The 23,819-nt window shown below is 62.2% G+C and carries 19 protein-coding genes; 6 read left to right on the forward strand and 13 right to left on the reverse strand.

Annotated features, from left to right (window positions below; translation table 11 throughout):
• Window positions 1–8: 8 nt before the first annotated feature.
• The 3 genes from ATY76_RS16365 to ATY76_RS16375 all read right to left on the reverse strand — a co-directional run bounded on the left by ATY76_RS16365 (window position 9) and on the right by ATY76_RS16375 (window position 5,186).
• Complete coding sequence (locus tag ATY76_RS16365) at window positions 9–1,733, reverse strand: EAL domain-containing protein (protein ID WP_088675778.1); 1,725 nt, start codon at window positions 1,731–1,733, stop codon at window positions 9–11.
• A 244-nt stretch (window positions 1,734–1,977) separates the two neighbouring features.
• Window positions 1,978–3,972, reverse strand: a complete 1,995-nt coding sequence (locus ATY76_RS16370) for a glycosyltransferase (protein WP_088675779.1) — start codon at window positions 3,970–3,972, stop codon at window positions 1,978–1,980.
• Window positions 3,954–5,186, reverse strand: a complete 1,233-nt coding sequence (locus ATY76_RS16375) for an HlyD family efflux transporter periplasmic adaptor subunit (RefSeq protein WP_088676076.1) — start codon at window positions 5,184–5,186, stop codon at window positions 3,954–3,956. Before ATY76_RS16375 ends, ATY76_RS16370 begins: the two co-directional genes overlap by 19 nt.
• Before the next feature lie 415 nt (window positions 5,187–5,601).
• On the opposite strand from ATY76_RS16375, the gene ATY76_RS16380 reads away from it, so the two are divergent.
• Window positions 5,602–6,624 (forward strand): class I SAM-dependent methyltransferase, encoded by a 1,023-nt coding sequence (locus tag ATY76_RS16380; protein WP_088675780.1) that lies wholly within the window; start codon window positions 5,602–5,604, stop codon window positions 6,622–6,624.
• Window positions 6,625–6,672: 48 nt separating this feature from the next.
• Here ATY76_RS16380 and ATY76_RS16385 read toward each other — a convergent pair whose 3' ends face one another.
• From ATY76_RS16385 to ATY76_RS16430, 10 genes are all read right to left on the reverse strand, one after another.
• Entirely contained in the window at window positions 6,673–7,584 is a 912-nt protein-coding gene (locus tag ATY76_RS16385; RefSeq protein ID WP_088675781.1) for an agmatinase, read from the reverse strand.
• Complete coding sequence (locus tag ATY76_RS16390; RefSeq protein WP_088675782.1) at window positions 7,581–8,354, reverse strand: ABC transporter ATP-binding protein; 774 nt, start codon at window positions 8,352–8,354, stop codon at window positions 7,581–7,583. Before ATY76_RS16390 ends, ATY76_RS16385 begins: the two co-directional genes overlap by 4 nt.
• The gene (locus ATY76_RS16395; protein ID WP_088675783.1) at window positions 8,351–9,208 is read right to left on the reverse strand and encodes an ABC transporter ATP-binding protein; all 858 of its coding nucleotides are present in this window, start codon (window positions 9,206–9,208) and stop codon (window positions 8,351–8,353) included. The genes ATY76_RS16390 and ATY76_RS16395 overlap by 4 nt, the downstream gene beginning before the upstream one ends.
• Complete coding sequence (locus ATY76_RS16400) at window positions 9,205–10,140, reverse strand: ABC transporter permease (RefSeq protein WP_088675784.1); 936 nt, start codon at window positions 10,138–10,140, stop codon at window positions 9,205–9,207. The genes ATY76_RS16395 and ATY76_RS16400 overlap by 4 nt, the downstream gene beginning before the upstream one ends.
• 4 nt (window positions 10,141–10,144) lie before the next feature.
• Window positions 10,145–11,239, reverse strand: a complete 1,095-nt coding sequence (locus tag ATY76_RS16405; RefSeq protein WP_088675785.1) for an ABC transporter permease — start codon at window positions 11,237–11,239, stop codon at window positions 10,145–10,147.
• Between the two features lie 5 nt (window positions 11,240–11,244).
• A complete protein-coding gene (locus ATY76_RS16410; RefSeq protein ID WP_088675786.1) occupies window positions 11,245–12,831 on the reverse strand; it encodes an ABC transporter substrate-binding protein in 1,587 nt (528 codons plus the stop codon).
• A gap of 63 nt (window positions 12,832–12,894) precedes the next feature.
• Window positions 12,895–13,845: a dihydrodipicolinate synthase family protein gene (locus ATY76_RS16415; protein WP_088675787.1), complete on the reverse strand. Its 951-nt coding sequence runs from the start codon at window positions 13,843–13,845 to the stop codon at window positions 12,895–12,897.
• Between the two features lie 23 nt (window positions 13,846–13,868).
• Window positions 13,869–14,756: an SMP-30/gluconolactonase/LRE family protein gene (locus tag ATY76_RS16420; protein WP_088675788.1), complete on the reverse strand. Its 888-nt coding sequence runs from the start codon at window positions 14,754–14,756 to the stop codon at window positions 13,869–13,871.
• Entirely contained in the window at window positions 14,753–15,583 is an 831-nt protein-coding gene (locus tag ATY76_RS16425) for an NAD(P)-dependent oxidoreductase (RefSeq protein WP_088675789.1), read from the reverse strand. Before ATY76_RS16425 ends, ATY76_RS16420 begins: the two co-directional genes overlap by 4 nt.
• Before the next feature lie 21 nt (window positions 15,584–15,604).
• A complete protein-coding gene (locus ATY76_RS16430) occupies window positions 15,605–16,318 on the reverse strand; it encodes a FadR/GntR family transcriptional regulator (RefSeq protein ID WP_088675790.1) in 714 nt (237 codons plus the stop codon).
• 371 nt (window positions 16,319–16,689) lie between these two features.
• Here ATY76_RS16430 and ATY76_RS16435 point away from each other — a divergent pair, with 371 nt between their 5' ends.
• The 5 genes from ATY76_RS16435 (at window position 16,690) to ATY76_RS16455 (ending at window position 23,809) form a co-directional block, all read left to right on the forward strand.
• The gene (locus ATY76_RS16435) at window positions 16,690–18,627 is read left to right on the forward strand and encodes an ABC transporter substrate-binding protein (protein ID WP_088675791.1); all 1,938 of its coding nucleotides are present in this window, start codon (window positions 16,690–16,692) and stop codon (window positions 18,625–18,627) included.
• A gap of 121 nt (window positions 18,628–18,748) precedes the next feature.
• Window positions 18,749–19,735 carry an ABC transporter permease gene (locus ATY76_RS16440; protein ID WP_088675792.1) on the forward strand — a complete coding sequence of 329 codons (987 nt, stop codon included), beginning with the start codon at window positions 18,749–18,751 and terminating at the stop codon, window positions 19,733–19,735.
• 9 nt (window positions 19,736–19,744) lie between these two features.
• Complete coding sequence (locus ATY76_RS16445; RefSeq protein WP_088675793.1) at window positions 19,745–20,866, forward strand: ABC transporter permease; 1,122 nt, start codon at window positions 19,745–19,747, stop codon at window positions 20,864–20,866.
• A gap of 7 nt (window positions 20,867–20,873) precedes the next feature.
• Window positions 20,874–22,595, forward strand: coding sequence for an ABC transporter ATP-binding protein (locus ATY76_RS16450; RefSeq protein ID WP_088675794.1), 1,722 nt, complete (start codon window positions 20,874–20,876; stop codon window positions 22,593–22,595).
• A complete protein-coding gene (locus tag ATY76_RS16455; protein ID WP_088675795.1) occupies window positions 22,592–23,809 on the forward strand; it encodes a mandelate racemase/muconate lactonizing enzyme family protein in 1,218 nt (405 codons plus the stop codon). Before ATY76_RS16450 ends, ATY76_RS16455 begins: the two co-directional genes overlap by 4 nt.
• The last annotated feature ends 10 nt before the right edge of the window (window positions 23,810–23,819 follow it).

Here is a 23,819-nt window from a genome sequence, read left to right on the forward strand (position 1 = left end):
CCCGATGCTCACGCTCGCCGAGGATCTAAAGGCGGCATTGATCTGGAAATCGGGAAATTTTCGAAGGGGACGGGCTGCATGATCCTGCCGACGAAAGCACCGATCTCTTCGGCAGGCATCGGCTTGCCAAGGAAATATCCCTGAAGCCGGTCACATTTTGCTTTTTTGAGCCAGGCGGCCTGTTCCGCGGTTTCCACACCTTCGGCCGTGACGCTCATGCCGAGCCCATGGGCGAGCGCAATGACGGAGCGGACGATCGCCTGACTTTTGCTGTCGCTCTCAAGATCCTTGATGAAATACTGGTCGATCTTGATCGTATCGAAGGGGAAGTTCTTCAGGTAGCTGAGAGAGGAATAGTAGGTACCGAAATCGTCGAGCGAAATCTGCACGCCCAGCATGTTTAACGTATTGAGCGTGTCGAGATTGTTGATGGTGCGCTCCAGCAGCACGGACTCGGTGATCTCGAGTTCAAGGCGGTCGGGGCGGATGCCGACGAGGTCCAGGGTTTGCGCAATTCGGTCGGTAAGGCCTGCGTGCAGAAATTCCGCCGGCGAGAGATTGACGGCAACCGTAAAATGGGGCGGCCACGACATTGCATCGCGGCAGGCCTGTTCAAGGGTCCATTGACCGATTTCGCTCATCAGACCGTCCGTCTCGGCCATGGGAATGAAGATATTGGGCGGGATGATGCCAACGACCGGATGACGCCACCGCAACAGCGCTTCAAAGCCGACGATCGAAAAAGGTGGTTGTACGAGCGGCTGGTATTCGATGAAGAACTGACCGTCTCTAAGAGCGGTTCGCAAACTGCGGCGCAGCGTCTCCCGCTGTTCCAGAACCATGAGCATGGAGCGGTTGAACTTCCTTGCCCTGTGCCTGCCTTCCTCTTTGGCCGCATAAAGGGCGATGTCCGCCGCCTTCATGAGCTGTTCGAATTCGTTTCCATCCGACGGGGCAACGGCAATCCCGACGCTTGCGCCGACAAAGACATTGATGCCCTCGACCGTGAACGGCGCCCTGAAAGCGCCGACGAGCGCTTCTGCCAAGCGCTCCGCCTCCCGCGGCTGATCGTTTCTTCGCTGAATGACGGCGAACTCGTCACCGGCCAATCGATAAGCGAATTCCTGCTCACCAAGCACGTTCCTGATGCGCTCGGCAGCCATCTTCAAGACGGTGTCGCCGGCGCCGTGGCCCAATGTGTCATTGACCGGTTTGAAATCGTCGAGATCGATTTGCATGAGGGCAAACTTTACCCCCTTTGATACCGGCAGGGCGCTGCGCAGTTGATCGCTGAATTGCCGCCGGTTCGGCAGCCCAGTCAATGCGTCGTGGGTCGCCTGGTGAAAAAGAAGCGCGCGGTCGTTTTCAGCCGGACTATACGTCCCGCGCAAGCTCGACTTGCCGTCCGCCTCGACAACGCCCAAGCCGCGAGGGCTGCGGAAAACCGTCAGTGTACGCTGATCTCCCGTCTTTGCGTTTGCCACCTCGATGTTTCGCGGCAATCCGCTCGAAAGCACGAATTCGACCGCAGATTTCGTCGATGGGGCCAGGAGTTCCGGATAGACATGCCACAAGGTGGCCTCGACCAGAGAATCGACGTCATAAGTTTGCCGATGCTTTGCCGAGCGCTCGGTAAGATGAAAGCTCTCGTCATAAAGGGAAACGAGCTCGTCGGTACCGGCAAGGAGATGAGTTTCGACAGAAGCAGACTGTGTCGCGTCGCCGCCCGGCATCCTTTCCTCTCCTTCCAAAGAGTCCCTTTGAGATACCTGCCAATCCATCTGCGCCTGCTTGGTTCCGATCTAATCAAAAGATGGCATCTAATTTAGATAATACTGAATAATGATCGCACAACGTGTCGCGGTCAATGCCACTCGACCGAGGAGATAGTGGTTTTCCAGATCGCAATGATAGTATCGTGTATATGTGTGGATGCATTGAAGTTTCGACTTCGTCCCCACGTTGTCACGCGCCAGGCTAAAAAGTGCGCGTTCGCCCGAATGACCGCAACAGCAGATTGAGAGAGACGGCAACCTTGTCTATGTCGCGAATGTCCCGCGAATATTGACCGGTGTAGAGTTTCACAATCATGCTGTCGCGCGCAGCGCCGCTGAGTTCGAAGTAGAGATGCAGGTAATAGGCTTGTTTGTCGCCGCCACGGCTTATGCTCCGTCGCCGTTGAGTGACCTGTCCGAGCTCGGCTTCGAACGGGGCGAAGCCGGGGAGTTTCAACATGACCGATTTGGATTGAAATCGGGCCATGGTAGGGACTGCAACGACCGCCTTGTCCAGCGCCAAACTGACGATTTGGCCAGGGACATCGTCGACGATAGCCGGTTCATCCAGCTTGAACGCATGAAACAGCCGCCGAGGCTTCTCAAAGCAGATGAGTGACGCGATGAGCAGGACGACGATATTGATCCCTGACCACCAGGCCGCGACCGGCGAAAACTGACCCTGTACATTCGACGTTTCCGGTACGACGTTGACCAGCAGACCAACGACGGTGACCGTGATCATGCTTGCGATCCAGGCGAAGCTGTAGCGGTCGAACTGGTTCGCCTCGTTGCCGCTGCCCTTCGGCGTCACCCTGAAGGGCTTGCCAAATGGTTTCACCAGGCTGGAAACCACGGTCGGTAACATTCGGAATGTCGCAAAGGTCCCGACGGCGCTGGATATCACAGGCAGGTAGCGCGTCGGCGTGATCCAAAGCATCAGCAGAAAATACGCCGCCAGCAGCGGCACCTGATGAGAGACATAATCGGCGATATCGGTGAAATAGAGCGGGAGCAGGCCGAGCCAGAGATAGACGATGGGGACGAGCAAGATCGTGAAGCGGACCAGATACTGCACCAGCCATGATGCCGGCAGGAACATGATCCGTTGAAAGAGCGTCAATCCCGGGCCGCGCAGCGGGCCATTATAGAGGTACAGGGTTTGAATACCCCCCTGGCACCAGCGTTCGCGCTGCACGAAATAACCGGTCAGGTTTTCGGCGGCCAGTCCCATCGACAGCCGCTCGTTCAGGTAGCGCGTCTTGTAGCCTTTGTTGAGCATCGAAAGGGTTGTCAACAAGTCTTCCGTGATCGACTCCGTCGGAAATCCGCCGATTGCATCGATGGCCTCGCGGCGGGCAATCGAGCATGAGCCGCAGCAGAAACTGACGTCCCAGGCGTCGCGGCTCGGCGCGATCTCGTCGAAGAACAGACGCTGCTCGTCCGGCCAGATATTCTCCAGGCCCAGATTCGATTGCACCGGATCGACATTGAAGAAATGTTGCGGCGTCTGGACGATGCCGATGCTTTCATCGACGAAGAAGGGCAGCGTCCGGCGAAGGAAATGGCGATAGGGAACAAAATCGGCGTCGAAGATCGCAATAAACTCGCCCGAGCTGACCTTCAGCCCGTTGTTCATATTGCCTGCTTTGGCATGGCTGTTGTCGCCGCGCGTGACGTGGATGGCGTTCTTTTCCTCGCAATAGGTCTTCAGCCAATCCCGGCGTTGATCGTCAAGCACATACACATTCAATTTGTCGGCGGGATAATCCAGTGACAGAGCGCCGATGATGGTTCGCTCGAGCACGTCGAGCGGCTCGTTATAGGTGGGAATGAAAACATCGACGGTCGGCAGTTCACGCTGCTCCCGCGCAAAGAAAACGCGCGCCAGCCTGTCCGCTTCGGCGCTCCGGTCGACATAGCGGCTCATCAAGACCAGAAAAAGGATGACTTCGATGCAGGCCAGAACCTCGACGATAAAGAGGATCCAGACCCAGTAGAAACTCGGACCGTCGTTGGGATAGGGAAGCACCGTCTCCGTCAGGCGCCAAAACATGTATCGCAGTGCGACCGCCGCGACAAACGTGCAGGTCACCGCCCGCGTCCAGGTGTGATGGCGCGACCAATTGAACGGCCCCAGGAAGAAGAAGGCCAAAACGAACAGCGTTGGGACCAGCGCTACAAGATACTGAACCACAGGTTTTTGACCCAGTTGGTTACATTGATGCCGTGCTTGGAAAACCGTACCTGCACCGTGCGCCCTACCTGGCAGAAATTCGCAAAGTCGTCGTTCATGAAGGACGGATCGAGGCGAACCCGAATGCGGGCGTTGCGTTGCGTCGATGGCGGCAAGCTAGCGGCAAAGGAATCGGTCTCGACGGAAGCCGAACTGCCCCTGACGGAAATGACCGTACCCTTGAAGACATCGCTGCGGCCGAACAAGCGCACCTGCGCAACAAGCCCTGGATAGATCTCGTCATAATTGACCTCGGGAACGAGGATATCCACGAACAGCTCCCGGCAGTCGAGCAGGCGTACCAGCTCGTTGTTCAGCACGACGTTGGAACCGTCGACGATGCTCCTGCTCCAGACGACGCCGTCGAAGGGCGCTATCGCGGTTGCGGATTCGAGGCTGCTGACGCGGTTTCTCTCTTCGGCCAGCTGCTTTTGGACTTCGGTGGCCCGTGTCTCATTTTCCGCGATGCGCGAGTTCAGGTCGTTGATGCGAACGACAACCTCGTCCTCGCGCTGTCGCGAATAGGGCACGTCGTTCTGCCCGTCGCCGAAGACAAAGATGCCCTGGCGGACCGCATTGAGCCTTTGCTGCAATTGATCGACGGTGAGATTGCTGATTTCGACCTCGCCGCCGGTCGCAGCTCCGGCGGCTCGCGCGGCCTCGACCAGCTTCTGCGTCAGGATGCCTTTCGACTCGAGCGCCATTCGGCGGTTCAGGTCGACCTGAGCGACCAGATCCTGAGCCTGCGACACCTCGACCTTCTTCCGCAGGATTTCGACTTCGCGTTCGAGATTGGCAATGGTGGTCTGCCTGTAGACTTCCAATCGGGTAGACAGTTCGTCGCGAAGCGCCGAGAGCTCCTCCCGTTCCTTTTTCAGTGCCGCGACGCGGTCGAGCGCCGTGTTGCGATCCGCCTCGAGCGAAGCGAGGATTGCGCGATTGACGCGCGTATTTCTGATTTCTGCGAGAGATTGTCCGCCTTTGACCGGGCTGCCGACCTTAAGGGGCTCTTCCGCAATCGTGCCGTCGATTGGGGCATTGACGATCGCGAACCGGGCATTGACCGTGCCATCAAGGCTCGTAAAGCCGGTGATCGCCGGCAATGAGACGACAGTCACGAGTGCCAGCAGCAGCAGGCCGACAATGATGCGTGTAATGCGATGGTTCCAGATCATGCGGACATCCGAAGGTATCGCTTCTGCATCCATCTGCACCGATCGAGCCGGCACTAACGGATGCAACTCATTCTTGTATAAATTAGCGCATCGAAAATTAGTAGACAAGTGATGGTCGCAAAATGGATTGCCAGTATCTCACAGGATCGCGGGCGGCAATTCGAATTGGTTCAAGGCGAAAAATGTTCAGCAAACGCCTTCTCTACAGAGTCTTCCCGGGCGGCTGCCCGTCAGGAGGATCTGTCTGCCGTCGAGAAGAACGGTTCGAACAACGGGGGCGGCGAGACAGGCCGGCCATCACGGAGAGGGCACCCGATAGGGTTAGCGTGGTAGGTATTGTAGAATATGCGGATGTACGCATAATTTCCGCGGCTGTCGCTGCCAGGCAGGAACGATCGATGGCTCGGGGGATCTCATGGAAACAATCGTCGGGGACGCCCATGCCGGCGTCGTGTCGCCCGAACTCGTGGTCGATGCACTGTTTGCGTGCCGAAAGACGGCGGCGATCAGGGCGGCGATCGAGCTCGATCTCTTTACGCATATCGGCGAAGGCAAAACGGCGACCTTGCTGGCGTCGGCAATAGGCGCCTCGGAGCGCGGGGTGCGCATCCTGTGCGACTATCTCGTGGTCCATGGTTTCCTGACAAAGGAGAGCGGACAGTACCGAATGACGCCCGCGACCGGAATGTTCCTCGATCGTAATTCGCCGGCCTATATGGGTTCCGCCATCGAATTCGTCGCCGCACCCGAAATACTGGACAATTTTCTGCGCGATCCGGCCGCGGTCGTGCGCAACGGCGGTTCGGCCGGGCTTGCGAATATGTCGGCGGACAACCCCGTTTGGCTGAAATTTGCGCGCGGCATGGGCTCCTTCACCGGGCTCAGCGCCAAACTGCTGGCCGACGAAATCTCCGGCTGGGCGATATCTCCCAAAAAGGTTCTGGACATCGCCGCGGGTCCCGGCGTTTTCGGGATCGAAATCGCGAAGGCCTTCCCATCGGCGGAGATCGTTGCTGTCGACTGGGCCGCAGTATTGGAGCTGTCGCAGCAGAACGCGGATAAAGCCGGTGTGGCTCATCGGTATCGGACCATCGCCGGCAGTGCCTTCGACGTCGATTGGGGCACGGACTATGATCTCGTCCTGCTCCCGAATTTCCTGCACCATTTCGACTTGCCGACATGCGCCGGGCTGTTGCGAAAGATCAATGCGAGCCTTGCAAAGGATGGCCGGATCGTTGCGGTCGATTTCGTGCCGAACGAAGATGGCGTGTCACCGCCTTTTCCCGCGGCGTTCTCCTGGGAGATGCTCGCCAGCACGCCGGCTGGCCAAGCCTATACGCAGAGCGAGCTGACCGAGATGGCCAGACTGGCGGGCCTTGCGGGCGTCATGGTCAAGCCGATGCCGCCAACGCCGGCAAGCATCATTCTCTTTGAATAGTCGGTCGACCGTCGCTGTGTTTTGTGCCCGCGTAGTCGACGTCCGGGGTCAAGCCTGCCGCACGATGGCGCCAATGGCGTTGACGAGGATACGTGCCGCCGTGAGGGCCGAAAGGCCGTCGATATCGGCTGGAGGATAAAACTCGACGAGATCGAATCCTGCGATCCGAGCCCGCCTGCCGAGGCCCGCGATCAGGTCGATCACCTGAGTATAGGTGAGGCCGCCGGGCGTGCGCGCCGCAACACCCGGCATGATGGCGGGATCGAGGCTGTCGCAGTCGAGGGTGACGACGACCGGCACTCCCTCGGGAATATGGCGCAGGGCGGCTTCGACGCCCTGGGCATGAACTTCGCGGGCGGTGACGAAGCGGCTGCCATAGGCCCGCGCCGCTTCGACATCCGCCGGCCGAGCGCTGCCGACGCTGCGCAGCCCGACCTGCACCATGCCGGCGACATGCGGCATCTCGCTTGCCCGGCGCATCGGGCTCGAATACCCGAAGCGTTCCCCATGCAGCTCGTCGCGCCAATCGATATGGGCATCGATCTGCAGGACCCAGACCGGCCCGCGATCCGCAAAGGCGGCGAGGAAGGGAATGGTCACGGAGCAATCGCCGCCGATCAGGATCGGCACTGCTGGCAGCGACAGGATCTCGCGCGTCTTAGCCTCGATCCGCGCCCGGTTGCCTGGATTGTCATGCATGATGGTGTCGATATCGCCGGCGTCGATGCATGAGATAGGCTTGCCGTCGAACAAAGGGCCGTCGAGATCGAAATCCCAATGGTCGACGAGCGGGGCATCGTCCTGGCTTGCAGCGCGGATGGCGTTGGCGGCCAGCGCATAACCGCCGCTGTCCTTGCCGGGATAGGTGCTGCCGTGACCGGCTGCGAAGATCACGGCCCGGGGCGCGCGGCCGTCGGTAAGGCGATCGGGAAGGCCGAGGAAGAGAGGCGAGGCGGTCATATCCTGTCGTTCCGATGAGGCGCGGGCCTACGCCTACCATACATCCGGCTCGCCCGCAGCAGACGTTGCGAATAGGGATGGTCTACCGCGCCTCTTCGCAAGGCCTCGATATCGACCTCTTCGACGATCTCGCCCGCCTCCATGATCGCGACGCGGCTGCACATGTGGGAGACGACGGCGAGGTCGTGGCTGACGAGGAGATAGGTGAGGCCACGCTCCTTGCGCAGGTCCTGCAGGAGATTGAGGATTTCGGCCTGGACCGAGACATCGAGCGCCGATGTCGGCTCGTCGAGGAGCAGGACGTCGGGGTTCAGCATCAGGGCGCGGGCGATCGCCACGCGCTGCCGCTGACCGCCGGAGAGCTGGTGCGGAAATCGGTAGCTGAGCGCCGGATCGAGGCCGACCGATCGCAGCACCGCGTTCACATCGACGGAATTCCTGTCCAGCCCCTGGTTGCGCAGCGGTTCCTGCAGCTGCGAGCGGATGGTCTTGCGCGGATGGAGCGACCCATATGGGTCCTGAAACACCATCTGCACCCGCCGATAGAACAGCCGGCTGCGCTGCCGCTCCAGCGCCTCGCCGTTGAGAGCGATGCGACCGTCATAGTTGGCGTTGAGGCCAGAGAGCGCCCGGAGAACCGTGGACTTGCCGCAGCCGGATTCGCCGACCAAGCCGAACGCCGTGCCGCTCTCGATGGCGAGGTTCACGTCTTTGACGACAGGCCGCTGACCGTGCCCGAAGCGGATGGTGAGATTGTCGATCCGGATCATCGCGACGCCTCCGCTGTCATATCATTCAGCCAGGCCGGATCGCGCTTCAGGATCGGCAGCCGGGCGGGCGGATCCTCGATCGTCGGCAGCGAGGCCAGCAGCCCTTGCGTATAGGGGTGTTTGGCCTTGTCGAGATCGCGCGCCTCCAGCACTTCCACGACGCGGCCGGCATACATGATGAGGACGCGGTCGCAGAAATTGCGGATGAGGTTGAGGTCGTGGCTGATGAAGATCAGGCCGAGATTGCGGCGGGAAACGAGTTCGTCGAGCAGCGCCAGGATCTCAAGCCTGACCGTCACGTCGAGCGCCGAGGTCGGCTCGTCGGCGATCAGCACCTCCGGTTCGGCGATCAGCATCATGGCGATCATCACGCGCTGGCCCATCCCGCCGGATATTTCATGCGGATAGAGGCGGGCGACGCGCTCGGGATCGCGTATCTGGACGGCTTCGAGCATGTCGAGCGCCTGAGCATAGGTCTTTTTCGCGCTCACCTTGGGATGATGGAAGCGGTAGGTCTCGGCGATCTGTTCGCCGATCCGCATGACAGGATTGAGCGAATATTTCGGATCCTGCAGGATGAGGCCGATCCGCCGCCCGCGGATCGTCATCATCGTCCGCTCATTCGCCTTGAGGAGATCCAGGTCGTGAAAGCGCATGCGCTCGGCGCTGACCTGTGCTGTCGGGGGCAGCAGTTTCATGATCGCCCGGCCGACGGTGGATTTGCCCGATCCGGATTCGCCTACGATGCCGAGCTTTTCCTGGCCGAGCGTAAAGCTCACGCCGCGCACTGCGCGCATGTGGCCTCCGCCATAGGCGATTTCGAGATTGCGGATATCGATCAGGGGCTCTGTCATTCCGAACCTCTCGGGTCGAGCACGTCGCGCAGCGCATCGCCGACGAGATTGAAGGCGAGGCTGACGAGCGCGATGGCGATGCCGGGCGCGGCGATCACCCAGGGGCTGTCGAGCATGAATTCGCGGCCGCTGGCGGCCATCGAACCCCATTCCGGCCATGGCGGCTGTGCGCCGAGGCCGAGGAAGCCGAGGCCGGCGGCGGTGATGATGATGCCGGCCATGTTGAGCGTGACGCGGACGATCACAGAGGGAATGCACATGGGCAGGATGTGGCGGGTGATGATGGCGATCGACGTTGCGCCCTGCAGGCGCACGGCGGCGATATAATCCGCCTTGCGCAGGCTGAGCGTCTCGGCGCGTGCGAGGCGCGCGATCGGCGGCCAGGCCGTCAGCGAAATGGCGATGATCGCATTGGTGATGCCGGGGCCGAGAGCGGCGGCAAAGCCGAGCGCCAGCACCAGCCCGGGAAAGGAGAGGAAGATATCGGTGATGCGCATCAGGATTTCGTCGACGATGCCGCCGAAATAGCCCGAGAAGGTGCCGATCAGCAGGCCGAGCGGTGCGACGATGATCGTGACCAGCATGATGATGTAGAGCGTCGTGCGGGCGCCGTAGATCACCCGAGCAAAGACGTCGCGGCCGAAATTGTCGGTGCCGAGCCAATGTTCGGCGGAAGGCGGCGCAAGCCGCCCCGCCATGTCCTGAACGATCGGATCGTAGCTCGTGAGCAGGGGAGCGGCGGTTGCTACGACGATCAGCAGCACGATGATGACGAGGCCGGCGAGGCCGAGCGGATGCAGGCTGAACTTCAGCCAGCCCTGATGGATCTGCTGCGCCGACGACTGGAACCAGCCCTGAGGCTCGGGCGCGTGCAGCCAGTTGCGAAAGCCGCCGGCATGGGTGGTGTCTGCGTCTTCGGTGGAGATCGTCATGGCGTCACCGTGTTCTCGGATCGAGGATGCGATAGAGGACGTCGGACAGGATATTGATCGTCAGGAAGACGGCGCCGATCGTCAGCACCGAGCCCATCACCACGTTCATGTCGTTCATCTGCAGCCCGCGCGTCAGGTATTGGCCAAGCCCTGGCCAGCCGAAAACCGTCTCGATCAGCACCGCCCCTTCGAGCAGCCCGCCGAAGGTCAGCGCCAGGATCGTCAGCAGCTGCACGCGGATATTGCGGAAGGCATGGCGCCAGACGACCTTGCGGGTGCCGAGCCCCTTTGCCCGGGCGGTGATGATATATTCCTGGCTCAGCTGCTCCAGCATGAAGCTTCGCGACATGCGGCTGATATAGGCGACCGAGTAATAGCCGAGGATTGCCGCCGGCAGGATGATGTGACCGAGCGCATTGTGGAACACGTCCCACTGGCCCTCGATTGCCGCATCGATCAAGAGAAAACCGGTCACGGGCGTGACGAGGCCTTCATAGAAGACGTCGACCCGGCCGGATGCACCGACGAGCTTCAGCTTGGCGTAGAAGATGAAAAGCGCCATCAGGCCGGTCCAGAAGATCGGGATGGAATGGCCGGCAAGGGCGACGATGCGGGCGATGTGGTCGATGATCGTCCCGCGCCGGACCGCAGCGGTGATGCCCAACGGAATGCCGACGATCGCTCCGATGATCATCGCGATGATGGCAAGCTCGATGGTGGCAGGAAAGATCGTCATCAGATCGGTCAGGATCGGCTGGCCTGTCGTCGCCGACATGCCGAGATCGCCGGTGGCGATCTTCCCGACATAGGAGAGGAACTGCATCCAGATCGGCTGCCCGAGGCCGAGCTCGTTATAGACGCGGTCGTAAACCTCCTTGCTGACTTCCGCCCCGGTGATAGCAAGCACCGGGTCGGCAGGCAGCAGGCGGCCCATCGAGAAGGTCAGGAAGAGCAGGCCGAGCAGCGTCGTCACGACGGCCACCGCGCGTCCCGCCAGCCGCCGCAGCAGGCTCAGCAGAGGGTGCGGGGCCGCCTCGGCGAACCCGCTCCCTCCCGGCTGGCGGCCTTCCCGCTTCGATGTCAGATCGGCATTCGCCACGCGCGCTACTCCTTGGTCACATCGTGCCAGCGCGTCGACCATGTCGTGTGCCCGTGATAATTCTTCACGTTGGCGCGCATGACATAGGGGTCGGTTCGCTGGAAGAAGATGACGAGCGGCGAAGCCATGCCGGCATAGATGCCGTCCATCTTCTTGAAGATGTCGGTGCGCTTTTCCGTGTCGCGCTCCCGCATCGACTGGTCGATGAGCGTGTTGAGCTCGTCCACCTTCATGCCCGTCCGCCAGAGATAATAGCTGCCGAGGCGCGCCTCGTCGCTATTGTCGGGATTGAAGGCATATTGCGTCGCGACAGCGAAGGGATCGGGCAGGCGGGCGCCGGAATTGCCGAGCAGCACCTCGAATTTGCGCTCGCGGAAGGCGGGCGTGAACTCGCCCGGCACGAGATCGAGATCGAAACCGGCGGCGCGCGCACTTGCCTGCAGCGCTTCCGCGAAGGGCAAGGTCGGGGCTCCCGAGGGATTGAGCACCTTCTTCAGGCCGTTGGGATATCCGGCCTCCGCCAGCAGCTGCTTGGCCTTGGCGGGGTCGTAGTCATAGCGCACGGCTGCCTCTTCGGGCGCGCCGATCATCCCGCGCGGAATCATCGACTGCCAGGGAAAGCCGGTGTAGCGCATGATGTTGCCGGAGATCGCCTTCCAGTCGAAGGCATGCTGGAAGGCCTCGCGAACCTTCGGCTTCTGCAGATCGGGATCCTTCTGGTTGAGGGCGATATAGTAGAAGCCGAGACCCGGAACGTTTTCGATTGCCACGTCCTTGTTGGTAGCGAGCGCATCGAGATCGCCGCTTGCCACATACTGACCGACATCGACGTCGCCTGCTTCGAGCTGGAGCCGAAGATTGCCGGATTCCGGGATGTGGCGGGCGACGACGCGGGCCATGGCCGGCTTGCCGCCCCAGTATTTCGGCTGCGCATTGAAGATCGCCACATCGTTCGGACGCCATTGCGCCAGGCTGAACGGACCGCTGCCGGCGGAGTTGGCCGAAAGCCAGGCGCCGCCGAAATCGCCGTTCGCCTCATGCGACAGCACCGTTTTCTTGTCGACGATGCCGATCGACGAGCCGGCCAGCGAATAGAGCACGAGGTCGGTGTTGACGGCCTGCGGCAGCTCGATCTCCAGCGTGTGTTCGTCCTTGGCGCGAACGAGCTTCTCGACGTTGTCTGAAGTAAAGCCCCAGAGCGCGACATCGGTGGAGCCGACCTGGCCCATCTTGATGACGCGCTGGATCGACCAAGCCGCATCCTCGGCTGTCACTTTGTTGCCGCTCTGAAAGACCGCATCGTCGCGCAGGGTCAGCGTGATGACTTTGCCGTCAGGGGAGACGCTCCATTGCGTCGCCAGCATCGGCTTCAACGTCTTCAGATCGTCCGGCGACAGTTGCACGAGGTTGTCGTAGAGGTTGGAGATCAGCTCGGAGACCGTGCGGGCATTGTTCTGGGCCGGATCGAGCGTCCGGATACCGGTCAGATTCGTCCCGATCACCAGCATGTTGGGCGGCGATGCCGCCAGGCTCGGCTGCGCCGCCATCAGGGCACCGGTAACTGCGATCGTCGTCAATAGCTGTTTCAGCATCTCAAGACCTCCCAATCTCGTGGCGCCATCCCGCGCCTGTTGCTTGCAGAAGAATGTTCGAATTCAGCCGGCAGCCTTCACGGCCTGCCGGTCCGGTTGTGTTTGAATGTCGCCCTCGGCCTCCCAGCCTCGAAGCAGGCGATGCAGCTCCTCGCGGTCCTGCTGATCGAGCTGCGGCAGTCCCGGCACGCGGACCGGCCCGACATCGAGGCCGGAATAGGTGACGGCTTCTTTCACGACCGTCACGTTTGCGCCGTTGCGGAATTTGGTTCGCATCCGCTCGAAGGGTTCGAGCTTGCCGACGATTGCTCTCGCCGCGGCGAAGTCGCCGTTTTCAAGCGCGTCGTGGACGGCGAGCGAAAGTTTCGGCGCGACGTTGACGAGACCTGACGTGAAGCCGCGCGCGCCGGCCGCGGTGAAGGTCGGCGCCCAGCTTTCCGCCAGGCCGCAGACGAAGAGCGCGCCATTGGGATCGGCGGCGGGTATCGCGCGCGACAGCAGCATCAGATCGGTCGTGGCGAACTTGATGCCGGCAATATTGCCGTGATTGGCGAGGCGGACGATCTCCGCGACGCTGAAACCCTCGGCCCTGACATAGGCGACGAGCGGCAGGGCGGACGCATCGGCGAGATTGCAGAAATAGTCGATCTGGGCCGAAGGTGCCGCGAAAGGATCGACGGGCTGATGCGACATGACGGCCGATGCACCCATCGCGGCAGCGTCCCTGGCCATGCCGATCGCTTCGCGCAGGGACCGGCCGACCGCCGCCGTCACCGGCGCTTGCCCGTCGACGCCTGCGACCGCCGCTTCGTGGACGATCCGGATCTCCTGCGGCGTCAGCGCGTAGAATTCCCCGGTATTGCCGGCTGCGACGATGTTGTGAATGCCCGCCGCCGCCACCCGCGCATAAACCTTCGCGGTAATTCGGGGTTCGACTTCGCCCCCGCCGTCATAAGCCGTGACAGGTACGCCCGATACCCCCGTAAGCGCCTTGCGCATGTTCGCGATGCTCATTTTTCTACCCCGCTCGCTTTCCATCAAGATGACTGTTTGCCGAAGCGGAAGGGTGGCAATCCCTCCGCATCCACGTCGAAGGCGATGACCGTGCCCGCCTCGAAACGACCGGTCCGGTCGGTCGACAGGCTCGTGACATAGAGGGTGCTGAAATCAGGCCCTCCGAAACACGGCATGGTCGGTGCTGCGACCGGCAGAATGTAGATTTCGACGATCTCGCCTTCAGGCGATATTTTGTTGAGGCGGCCGGCGGAAACGCCGGCGCTCCAGTAAAACCCGTCGCGATCGGTCGTCGCGCCGTCCGGCCGGCCCTGTTCTTCGGTGAAGCTGCGAAGGCGGCGCCCTTCGCCGAGTTTTCCCGTCCCGGGATCGAAATCGAAGGCCTGCAGGAAACATTGCCGGCTGTCGGAGTGATACATGCGCCGGCCATCCGGCGACCAGGCGAGGCCGTTGGAACTCGTCAGTCCCGTCGCGACGGTCCGCGTGCTGCCATCGGCACCGACACGGAAGAGCGCCGCGTCGTTCACCTGCGGCTTGGCCTCGCTGATCGAGCCGACCCACAAATGCCCGTCCGGGCCGACCTTGCCGTCGTTGAGGCGGCCGATCATCTCGCGCCCGGTTGGATCGCAGAGAAATTCCAGATGGCGGGTAACCGGGTCAAAGATGTGAACGCCGGTCTGGAGGCCGACGACGATCCTGCCGTCGCGGCAAAGCCCAAGGCAGCCGACCGCCGCCGGCATGTCGAAGCGCTCGGCCTTGCCATCCGCCGCGATCCGGACGATCGCCGGCGCCAGGATGTCGACGAGCCAGAGCGCGCCGGTCTCTTCGTCCCATACCGGCGATTCACCGACCGTCAGCGGCTGCTGCAGCACAGAACGGATCTTCGGTTCAATGATGCGGGGCGCCGTCACGATACGGTCTCCAGCTCTTTGACGAGACCCTCGGCATCGCGCATGCGGATGTTGCCGTCATGATTGAATTCGCAGAAGCCGCCGCCCTGGAAGGCGCGGGCGACCCGTCCTTCCGCGCCGTCCTCGATGCGGGCGTGATCGCGCGGCCGGTCCTGCGGCTGGTAGCCGAGCCGCTTCGCCAGATCGTTGTCCCACCATTTTTCGTCCGTATCGGACACGCCGTAGACCACCGTCGCGGCGATCGAGGGATGAGTGAGCCCGATCTGCACCAGCTGCGCGAGATCCCGGGCGCTGATCCAGATCGCGATCGAACGTTCGCTGTTGGGATAGGTGCCGGCATTGCCGATGCGGATGGAAAGCGAGCGGATGCCTGAGGTGTCGTAGTAAAGCCCCGCGACCAGCTCGCCCCAGCATTTGGACAATCCGTAGGGACTGTCCGGCCGCATGGGATCGAGCGGGGATATGACTTCGCCGCGCGGATAAAAGCCCGTCGCGTGGTTGCTCGAGGCGTAAACCATCCGCCCGACCCTGTTGATCCTGGCGGCCTCGTAGAGATTGTAGGTCCCGAGCACATTGGCCTGCAAAATGGCGTTCATGTCGACGCCGCTGGCGATGCCGGCAAGATGAACGACGCCGTCGACCTCTCTGAGGGCCGCCGTTGCCTCGTCCAGCTTCGAAAGATCGGCGCGCACGAAATCTTCGTTTTCAGCCAGCTCGGCGGGCTCATGAATATCGATCAGACGCAAGTGCTCCACATGCTGGCGAAGGAACGGGCGAAGCAGCGTCCCGACGCGTCCGGCAGCACCCGTCACAGCAACCCGTCTCATCGTTTTTCCTTCCGTCATCGCTCAAACCCCCTGGAACATGCGGGCGCGCGCATTCAGTATGTGTTTCTTCATCGCATCGTGGGCTTCGGTTTCCCGCCGCGCGAAGATCGCCTCCACGATCACCGCGTGTTCGTCCTGGACGCTGCGGATCTGCTCCGGCGTGCGCTTCAGGCTGAGGCTTCGCGTTACCGAATGGCCGATGGCGAAGTGCGGCTGGAACCATTCGCGCACGGTGATGTGAAACTGATTGCCGGTCGCCATCGCGATCGCATCATGCAGCGCCTGGTCTTCTTCGGCGCCGAGCTCGCCGTTCCCCAGACATTGCTCGATCGCGACCAGCGCCGCCGTGATCCGTTCCTTGTCGGCCGGCTGCCAGTTGCGTGCGGCAAGCTCCGCGGCCTCGGCCTCGAGCCCGGCGCGGAATTCAAAGAAGCGCTGCACGTCGGCGAGCGAGCCGACCGGAACCATCTTCAGCATCGACGAATCCGGCCGCTGCCGGACATAGGAGCCGGACCCCTTGCGCGAGACGATGAGGCCGTCGGTTCTGAGCCGCTCCAGGGCCTCGCGCACGACGGGCCGCGAGGCGCCGAAATCGGTGGCGAGCTTCGTCTCCGACGGCAGCCGCTCGTTTACCGGAAATTTGCCGTCCACGATCATCCCTACGATCTTCTCGTAGATGATGTCGCTGAAGCGCGTTGCGCCTCTGGTGGGAACGGCGTCGACTGCGAATGTCATTATCGTCCTTTTCTCTCCCGCCACGCGGCAAATTCAGCCGTCGCCTTTCCGGCTGGCGAGCAGAAGCCGAATATGCCTGCTCGATCATGCGCCGGGATGGCGCCGCGCCGCCCGCGGCCACGCTGTGGCTGCTGGACAGCATCTGACAGATCAGCCGTTTTTTCTCCCCCCAAGGCTATCTTCCCAACGGCTTGGGCGCCCCGTTTGATGCTGCATCGCTATCGAATCTGTAATTATCTGTCAACTCTTGTAATCATCTGGGAACGTGTCTATGGTTTCCTCCCAGCGCCGAGGAGGGCGCAAAACGGCAGGCCGGGAGCCTGCCGTGCCAAGCGGGACAAGCCTGTTCCGGCATAAAAGGGGAGGAATCGATGCCCAATGAAATTCTGTCTCGCGGTGTCACCCGCCGCGCCGTTCTCGGTGGCATGGCCGGCGCCGCGGCACTGTCCATCGCCGGGCGCGCTTTTGCGGCGGGCGGCGAAGCGCCGGCGCTGGCGGAACTCGTCAAGGACGGCAAGCTGCCGCCGCTTGCCGAGCGCCTGCCGAAGAAGCCGATGGTGGTGACGCCGTTCGAGAAGGTCGGTACGTATGGCGGCACGCTGCGCCGCGGCTTGCGCGGTTCATCCGACCATAACGGCATCCTGCGCATGGTCGGCAACCAGAGCCTCGTGCGCTGGAATCTGGAATTTACCGCGGTGGAGCCGAACCTCGCCGAACGCTGGGAGGTCAGCGACGACGCGACGCAATTCACCTTCCATCTGATCGAAGGCGTGCGCTGGTCCGACGGCCATCCCTTCACGGCCGACGACGTGGTGTTCGCAATCGAGGACTGCGTCAAGAACACCGAGCTTTACAGCGCCACGCCGGCGCAGCTTTCCGTCGCCGGCAAGGCGGTCAACGTCGAGAAGATCGACGACTATACGGTGAAATTCACCTTTGCTGCGGCCAACGCGCTCTACCTGGAAAACCTCGCCACGCCGCTCGGCCAGCATCCGACGCTCTTTCCCAAGCATTATTGCAGCCAGTTCCTGCCGAAATATAACCCGAACATCGAGGCCGATACCAAGAAGGCAGGCGTCACCAGTTGGACGGAACTCTTCCGCAGCCGCTGCGGCGATATCGAGATCCCGACCAGATGGGGCAATGTCGACAAGCCGACGCTCGATCCCTGGGTCGTCAAGGAGCCCTATGTCGGCGGCGCGACGCGCGTCGTCATGACCCGCAACCCTTATTTCTGGCAGGTCGATACATCGGGCAACCAGCTTCCCTACATCGACGAGGTCAATTTCGGCATTTCGCAGGACGTGGAATCGCTGATGCTGAACGTCATCTCCGGGAAGATCGACATCCAGGAGCGCCATATCAGCGTGCTCGCCAACAAGCCGACGCTCTCCCAGAACATGCAGAAGGGCGATTACCGCCTGCTGACGCTCGTTCCCTCGGCCGCGCAGCAGTGCCAGATCTATTTCAACATCACCCACAAAGATCCTGCCATGCGCAAGATGTTTGCCGACAAGGCGTTCCGGCAGGCGCTGTCGATCGGCATCAATCGCCAGGAACTGATCGACATCGTGTATTTCGGCCAGAGCGAGCCTTACCAGGCCGGACCGCGTCCGAGCCATCCCTGGTACAATGAGAAATATGCGCGCCAGTTCACAGAATATGATCCCGACAAGGCGGGCGCCATGCTTGATGAGGCCGGCTACAAGAAGGGCGCCGACGGCATGCGCGTTCGGCCGGACGGGCAGAAGGTGTTCTTCTCGATCGACGTCATCCCGACGCTCTATCCGGACCTCGTCGACGCGCTCGAACTGGTCAAGGCGCACTGGGCCCAGATCGGCGTCGACATGAAGGTCAACACGATCGAGCGGGCGCTCTATTATACCCGCGGCGACGACAATGCCCATGATGCGGCCGTCTGGCCGGGACCGGGCGGTCTCGACCCGATGCTTGATCCGCGCGATTTCTTCGCCTTCCATCCGCAGGGATCGCGCTACGCCATTCCGTGGACGCTCTGGTACACGTCCAACGGCGCGCGCGGCGAAGAGCCGCCGGAAAGCCAGAAGAAGCGCATGAAGCTCTTCGACGAGGCGCGGTCTACGGCCGATCTCGACAAGCGCGGTGCGATCATGAAGCAGATCTTCGACATCGCGGCGGAAGAATTCGAGACCGTCGGGCTTTGCCTCGCCGTCGGCGGCTTCGGCATCATCCGCAACAATCTGCGCAACGTGCCCGAGAAGGAGCCGGACAGCTGGTCCTGGCCCAATCCTGGTCCCGCGCTGCCGCAGCAATTCACCTTCACGAGCTGATGTCGATTTTCGAGCGCCGTACCCTCGGGCACGGCGCTTTCATTCAAGTTCGCCCTCCGAAACCTTGCCGGCCTGAAGCCGAAAGGGACGGAGGGCGGCGTCCAAGTCGGGAGACGCCTCAATGCTGGTGTTCATCGCCAAACGCTTTTTATGGATGATTCCATCGCTTTTCGCCGTCAGCTTCCTGGCTTTCGTGCTGATCCAGCTGCCGCCGGGCGATTATGTCACGACCTATATCGCGACGCTCGCGGCATCCAATGAGATCGTCGACCAGAACACGGCCGCGCAACTGCGCGAGCGCTTCGGCCTCGACGATCCGATGCTCGTCCAATATTTCAAATGGATATGGGGCATCCTCTCGCGCGGCGATTTCGGCATTTCCTTCGAATGGCAGCAGCCGGTCTCGGACCTCATCTGGGAGCGGATGGCGCTGACGCTGGTTCTGGCGCTCTCGACATTGATCGCCACTTGGGCGATCGCGCTGCCGATCGGCGTCTTCTCCGCCGTGAAGAAATATTCGATCGGCGACTATTTCTTCACCGCCTTCACCTTCTTCGGCCTGTCCATCCCGTCTTTCCTGCTGGCGCTGGTGCTGATGTATGTGGCGGCGGTCGAGTTCGGCCAGGATGTCGGCGGGCTCTTCTCGCCGGAATATGAGACCGCGTCCTGGAGCATCGCCAAGATGCTCGATCTGCTGAGCCATCTCTGGCTTCCCGTCATCATTCTCGCCGTCTCCTCGACGGCGAGCCTCATCCGCGTCATGCGCGCCAACATGCTGGACGAGCTGCCGAAACCCTACGTGGTGACGGCCCGGGCGAAGGGTCTCTCCGAATTTCGGCTGCTGATGAAATATCCTCTGATGATCGCGCTCAACCCGTTCATCTCGACGATCGCCTGGCTGCTGCCCAACCTGATTTCCGGTTCGGTCGTCGTCGCCATCGTCCTCAATCTGCCGACGGCAGCACCCCTCCTGCTACAGGCGCTGATGGCGCAGGACATGTATCTCGCCGGCGCCTTCGTGCTCCTGATCTGCGCGCTGACGCTGATCGGCTCCCTGATCAGCGACATTCTTCTGGCGCTGGTCGATCCCCGCATCCGCTTGGAATAGGAGGCTGATGTGGCCGACATCACCATTACAAACCTGCAGCCGGACCGCGCCGCCGTCGCGTCGCAATGGCAGCTCATCTGGTGGGCTTTCCGCCGGCACAAGCTGGCCATGGTGGCGCTCGTCGTCACCGTGATGATGTATATCGTCGCGCTGGTTCCCGGCTTTTTCGCCATCAACGATCCGAACCTGCAGAATGCGCGGGCGACCTTCCACCCGCCGCAGAGAGTGCATCTCATCGATACGACGAGCGGCTTCTCCTTCGGCCTGCATTATTATCCGATGAAGCTGACGCGCGATCCGGAAACGCTTGCCGCCATCTTCAAGGAAGATACGACGAAGCGGATTGACGTGCAGTTCTTCGGCCGCGGCTATGAATATTCCGTGCTCGGCCTCTTCAACACGAACATCCACCTCCTCGCCTCGCCGGATAAGACCACGCCGCTGCTGCTCTTTGGAGCCGACAGGCTTGGACGCGACGTCTTCAGCCGGACGGTGCAGGGCTCGCAAGTCTCCCTGTCCATCGGCCTTGTCGGCGTCTTCTTCTCACTGATGCTCGGCATCGTGCTCGGCGGCATCTCGGGATACTACGGCGGCCGCATCGACTTCTTCATGCAGCGGCTGATCGATTTCGTCCTGGCGCTGCCGACCATCCCGATCTGGCTCGCCATGGTGGCAGCGCTGCCGCAGGGCTGGCCGGCGACGCTGCAATATATGATGATCACCATCATCCTGTCGCTGACCGGCTGGGCGCAGCTCGCCCGCGTCGTGCGCGGCCGCTTCCTGTCGCTGCGCACCGAGGAGTTCGTCGCCGCCGCAAGGCTCGACGGTGTCCGCGAAAGACGCATCATTTTCCGCCATATGCTGCCGAGTTTCGCGAGCCACATCATCGCTTCGATCACCCTTGCGGTGCCGGCGATGATCCTCGCCGAAACCTCGCTCTCTTTCCTGGGGCTCGGGCTGCAGCCGCCGACGATCTCCTGGGGCGTGCTGCTGCGCGAGGCCCAGAACATCCGCTCGATCGCCACCGCACCCTGGCTCTTCATGCCGGGCTGCGCCGTCGTGGTCGCCGTCATGGCGCTCAACCTTCTCGGCGACGGCCTGCGCGATGCGGCCGACCCCTACAACAAATGAGGCCGGCATGACCGATATCATTCCCATTGCCGGCAGGCCGCTGCTCGAGGTGAAGAACCTCACGGTCGAATTCCCTCTGCGCACCGGCGTCTTCCGCGCCGTCCGCGATCTCTCCTTCTCGATCGAACCGGGCAAGACGCTCTGCGTCGTCGGTGAAAGCGGCTCCGGCAAGTCGGTGACGGCGCGCTCGATCCTGCAGATCGTCGATGCGCCCGGCCGCATTGCCGGCGGATCGATCGTCCTGAACGATCAGAAGGGCGTCTCGACCGATCTCACCAGCCTCAATCCGCGCGGCCGCCAGATCCGCGCGATCCGCGGCCGCGACATCGCGATGATCTTCCAGGAGCCGATGTCGTCGCTGTCGCCGATCCACACGGTCGGCAACCAGATCGTCGAGGCGCTTCGCCTTCACACCCGGATGAGCAAGGCGGAGGCGCGGGCGGAAGCCATATCGCTGCTGAAGCAGGTGGAAATTCCCTCGCCGGAAAAGGCGCTGGATCGTTATGCCTTCCAATATTCCGGCGGCATGCGCCAGCGCGCGATGATCGCCATGGCGCTCGCCTGCAAGCCGCAGCTCCTGATCGCCGACGAACCGACGACTGCCCTCGACGTCACCACGCAGGCCGAAATCCTCGACCTGATCGGAAGGTTGCAGAAGGCCAACGGCATGGCCGTGCTCTTCATCACCCATGACATGGGCGTGGTGGCGCAGATCGCCGACGACGTGCTCGTCATGCACAATGGCGTGGCGAAGGAATACGGGCCGGTCGAGCAGATTTTCCACGCGCCGCAGGACGACTATACCCGCATGCTGATCTGCTCGGTCCTGAAGCTGGAGCAAAAGGCCGAGATCCGCCTGGCGCGCCCGCCGCTCGACAGGACGAAGGCGCCGATCCTCGAGCTGCGTAACGTGTCGATGGATTTCGGCGAAGTGAAGGCTCTGAACGATGTCTCCATCTCGCTGCTGCCGGGCGAAACGCTCGGCATCGTTGGCGAGAGCGGGTCCGGCAAGACGACCATGGGCCGCTCGATCATGCGGCTGATCGATCCCTCCGCCGGCGAAATCCTCTATCGCAACGCCAGCGGCGACATCATCGATCTGGCGACGGCGAAAGGGCCAACGCTTGCCGCCGCACGCCGCGAATTGCGCATGGTGTTCCAGGATCCCTTCGGCTCGCTCAATCCGCGCATGACCGTCTCGCAGATCATCGGCGAACCGCTGCTGGTCAACGGTATCGCCAGGGGACGGGCGCTGGATGAGCGCGTCTGCCACCTCATGGAGCAGGTCGGTCTCGATCCGCGGGCGCGCGAGCGCTACCCGCACGCCTTCTCCGGCGGCCAGCGCCAGCGCATCGGCATCGCCCGCGCCATCACGCTCGATCCGCGCGTCATCGTCGCCGACGAGGCGACCTCGGCGCTCGACGTCTCCGTGCGCTCGCAGGTGCTCGATCTTCTCATGCGCCTGCAGGACCAGCTCGGGCTCGCCTACATCTTCATCAGCCATGACATCGGCGTCATCCGCTACATGTGCGATCGCGTCGGCGTCATGTACAAGGGCCAGCTCGTCGAAATCGGCGATGCGGAGAAGGTCTGCAGCACGCCCGAGCACGCCTATACGCAGGCCCTCCTTTCGGCGATCCCGCGCCCCGATCCGCGCGACCGGGATCATTCCAGGCGTTTCCGTTATGTCGAGCCGGAGAACCTGAAGAACGGGAGCGCGCAGAGATGAAGATCACCGGTATCAGAACATTTCTCATGCATGTCGGCCAGCCGGACCCTTCGAAATGGGCAGCCGATCGACAGTCCGGCAGTGGCGCCTCCAAGCAGTTCGGCGGCACTAGGAACTGGCTCTTTCTGAAGATCGATACCGACGAGGGCATCACCGGCATCGGCGAATGCTCGGGCTGGCCGCGTGTCGTCGAGATGGCGATCCGCGATCTCGCGCCGCTGCTGATCGGAGAGGACCCCGCCCATATCGAGCGCCTCTGGCAGAAGATGCATATCGCCATGATGGGTCACGGCATGCTCGGCACGGTCGGAGGCGGCGCGATGACCGGCATCGACATGGCGCTCTGGGACATCAAGGGCAAGGCGCTCGGCGTGCCCGTCTGGATGCTGCTCGGCGGCAAGGTGCGCGACAGGATCCCGATCTATTCGCATGCGAATACGCCGGGGGGTGCGCTTGCTCTCAAGGCGCGGGGCATCAAGGCGATTAAATGCGGCGGGGTGGCCGATCCCGTCCGCAAGGTTGCGGCGCTGCGCGATGCCGTCGGCGACGACATGGATATCGCGATCGACCTGCACGGACCGCCATGGCTGACACCCGCGGATGCCTGCCGGCTGGTGCGGGCGCTCGAACCCTATGAGCTCATGTGGGTGGAAGATCCGATCGCACCGGACAATATCGAAGGCTACAAGCGCATCCGCGACGCCGCGCATCTGCCGCTTGCGGCCGGCGAGCGCTCGGCCACCATTTTCGGCGAGCGCGAACTGATCGAGAAAGAGCTGGTCGATGTGATCCAGCCGGATACCGGCCGGGCGGGCGGCATCACCCAGATGAAGAAGATCGCCGCCATGGCCGAGGCGCATCATATCCAGATGGCGCCGCATTCCGGCTCGCTTGGACCGGTGGCGGAATATGCGGCGCTGCATCTGCTCGCCTCCATCCCGAACGCGCTGATACTCGAACGGCTCGACGATGATTGGGAGGGCCGCCGCCAGACGATCGTGCCGCACCCGCAGCAGGTCGACGGCTTGATCGCGGTGCCCGACGCCCCGGGCCTCGGCTGCGATATCGATGAAGAATTCGTCGCGCGCTTCCCGAGTGGCGGCAATGTCTCCGTGCCCGTGCCGGAGGGAAGCGGCGCCTACAATCCCGGGACCTATGACCAGCACGTTTACGTGCAGACGCGCGTGGCGCGCCGCAGCTATTTCAATCGCTAGAAGGACAGAA

It is taken from the genome of Rhizobium sp. R339 (assembly GCF_002211395.1).
Classification (GTDB): domain Bacteria; phylum Pseudomonadota; class Alphaproteobacteria; order Rhizobiales; family Rhizobiaceae; genus Rhizobium.

What these genes read in the sequence shown, in the direction of transcription:
- ATY76_RS16380 (WP_088675780.1), top strand. Translation starts at nt 5,602, where the DNA reads ATGGAAACAATCGTCGGGGACGCCCATGCCGGCGTCGTGTCGCCCGAA.
- ATY76_RS16375 (WP_088676076.1), bottom strand. Translation starts at nt 5,186, where the DNA reads ATGATCTGGAACCATCGCATTACACGCATCATTGTCGGCCTGCTGCTG.
- ATY76_RS16395 (WP_088675783.1), bottom strand. Translation starts at nt 9,208, where the DNA reads ATGACAGAGCCCCTGATCGATATCCGCAATCTCGAAATCGCCTATGGC.
- ATY76_RS16365 (WP_088675778.1), bottom strand. Translation starts at nt 1,733, where the DNA reads ATGCCGGGCGGCGACGCGACACAGTCTGCTTCTGTCGAAACTCATCTC.
- ATY76_RS16450 (WP_088675794.1), top strand. Translation starts at nt 20,874, where the DNA reads ATGACCGATATCATTCCCATTGCCGGCAGGCCGCTGCTCGAGGTGAAG.
- ATY76_RS16410 (WP_088675786.1), bottom strand. Translation starts at nt 12,831, where the DNA reads ATGCTGAAACAGCTATTGACGACGATCGCAGTTACCGGTGCCCTGATG.
- ATY76_RS16390 (WP_088675782.1), bottom strand. Translation starts at nt 8,354, where the DNA reads ATGATCCGGATCGACAATCTCACCATCCGCTTCGGGCACGGTCAGCGG.
- ATY76_RS16435 (WP_088675791.1), top strand. Translation starts at nt 16,690, where the DNA reads ATGCCCAATGAAATTCTGTCTCGCGGTGTCACCCGCCGCGCCGTTCTC.
- ATY76_RS16385 (WP_088675781.1), bottom strand. Translation starts at nt 7,584, where the DNA reads ATGACCGCCTCGCCTCTCTTCCTCGGCCTTCCCGATCGCCTTACCGAC.
- ATY76_RS16425 (WP_088675789.1), bottom strand. Translation starts at nt 15,583, where the DNA reads ATGAGACGGGTTGCTGTGACGGGTGCTGCCGGACGCGTCGGGACGCTG.
- ATY76_RS16455 (WP_088675795.1), top strand. Translation starts at nt 22,592, where the DNA reads ATGAAGATCACCGGTATCAGAACATTTCTCATGCATGTCGGCCAGCCG.
- ATY76_RS16400 (WP_088675784.1), bottom strand. Translation starts at nt 10,140, where the DNA reads ATGACGATCTCCACCGAAGACGCAGACACCACCCATGCCGGCGGCTTT.
- ATY76_RS16430 (WP_088675790.1), bottom strand. Translation starts at nt 16,318, where the DNA reads ATGACATTCGCAGTCGACGCCGTTCCCACCAGAGGCGCAACGCGCTTC.
- ATY76_RS16440 (WP_088675792.1), top strand. Translation starts at nt 18,749, where the DNA reads ATGCTGGTGTTCATCGCCAAACGCTTTTTATGGATGATTCCATCGCTT.
- ATY76_RS16415 (WP_088675787.1), bottom strand. Translation starts at nt 13,845, where the DNA reads ATGAGCATCGCGAACATGCGCAAGGCGCTTACGGGGGTATCGGGCGTA.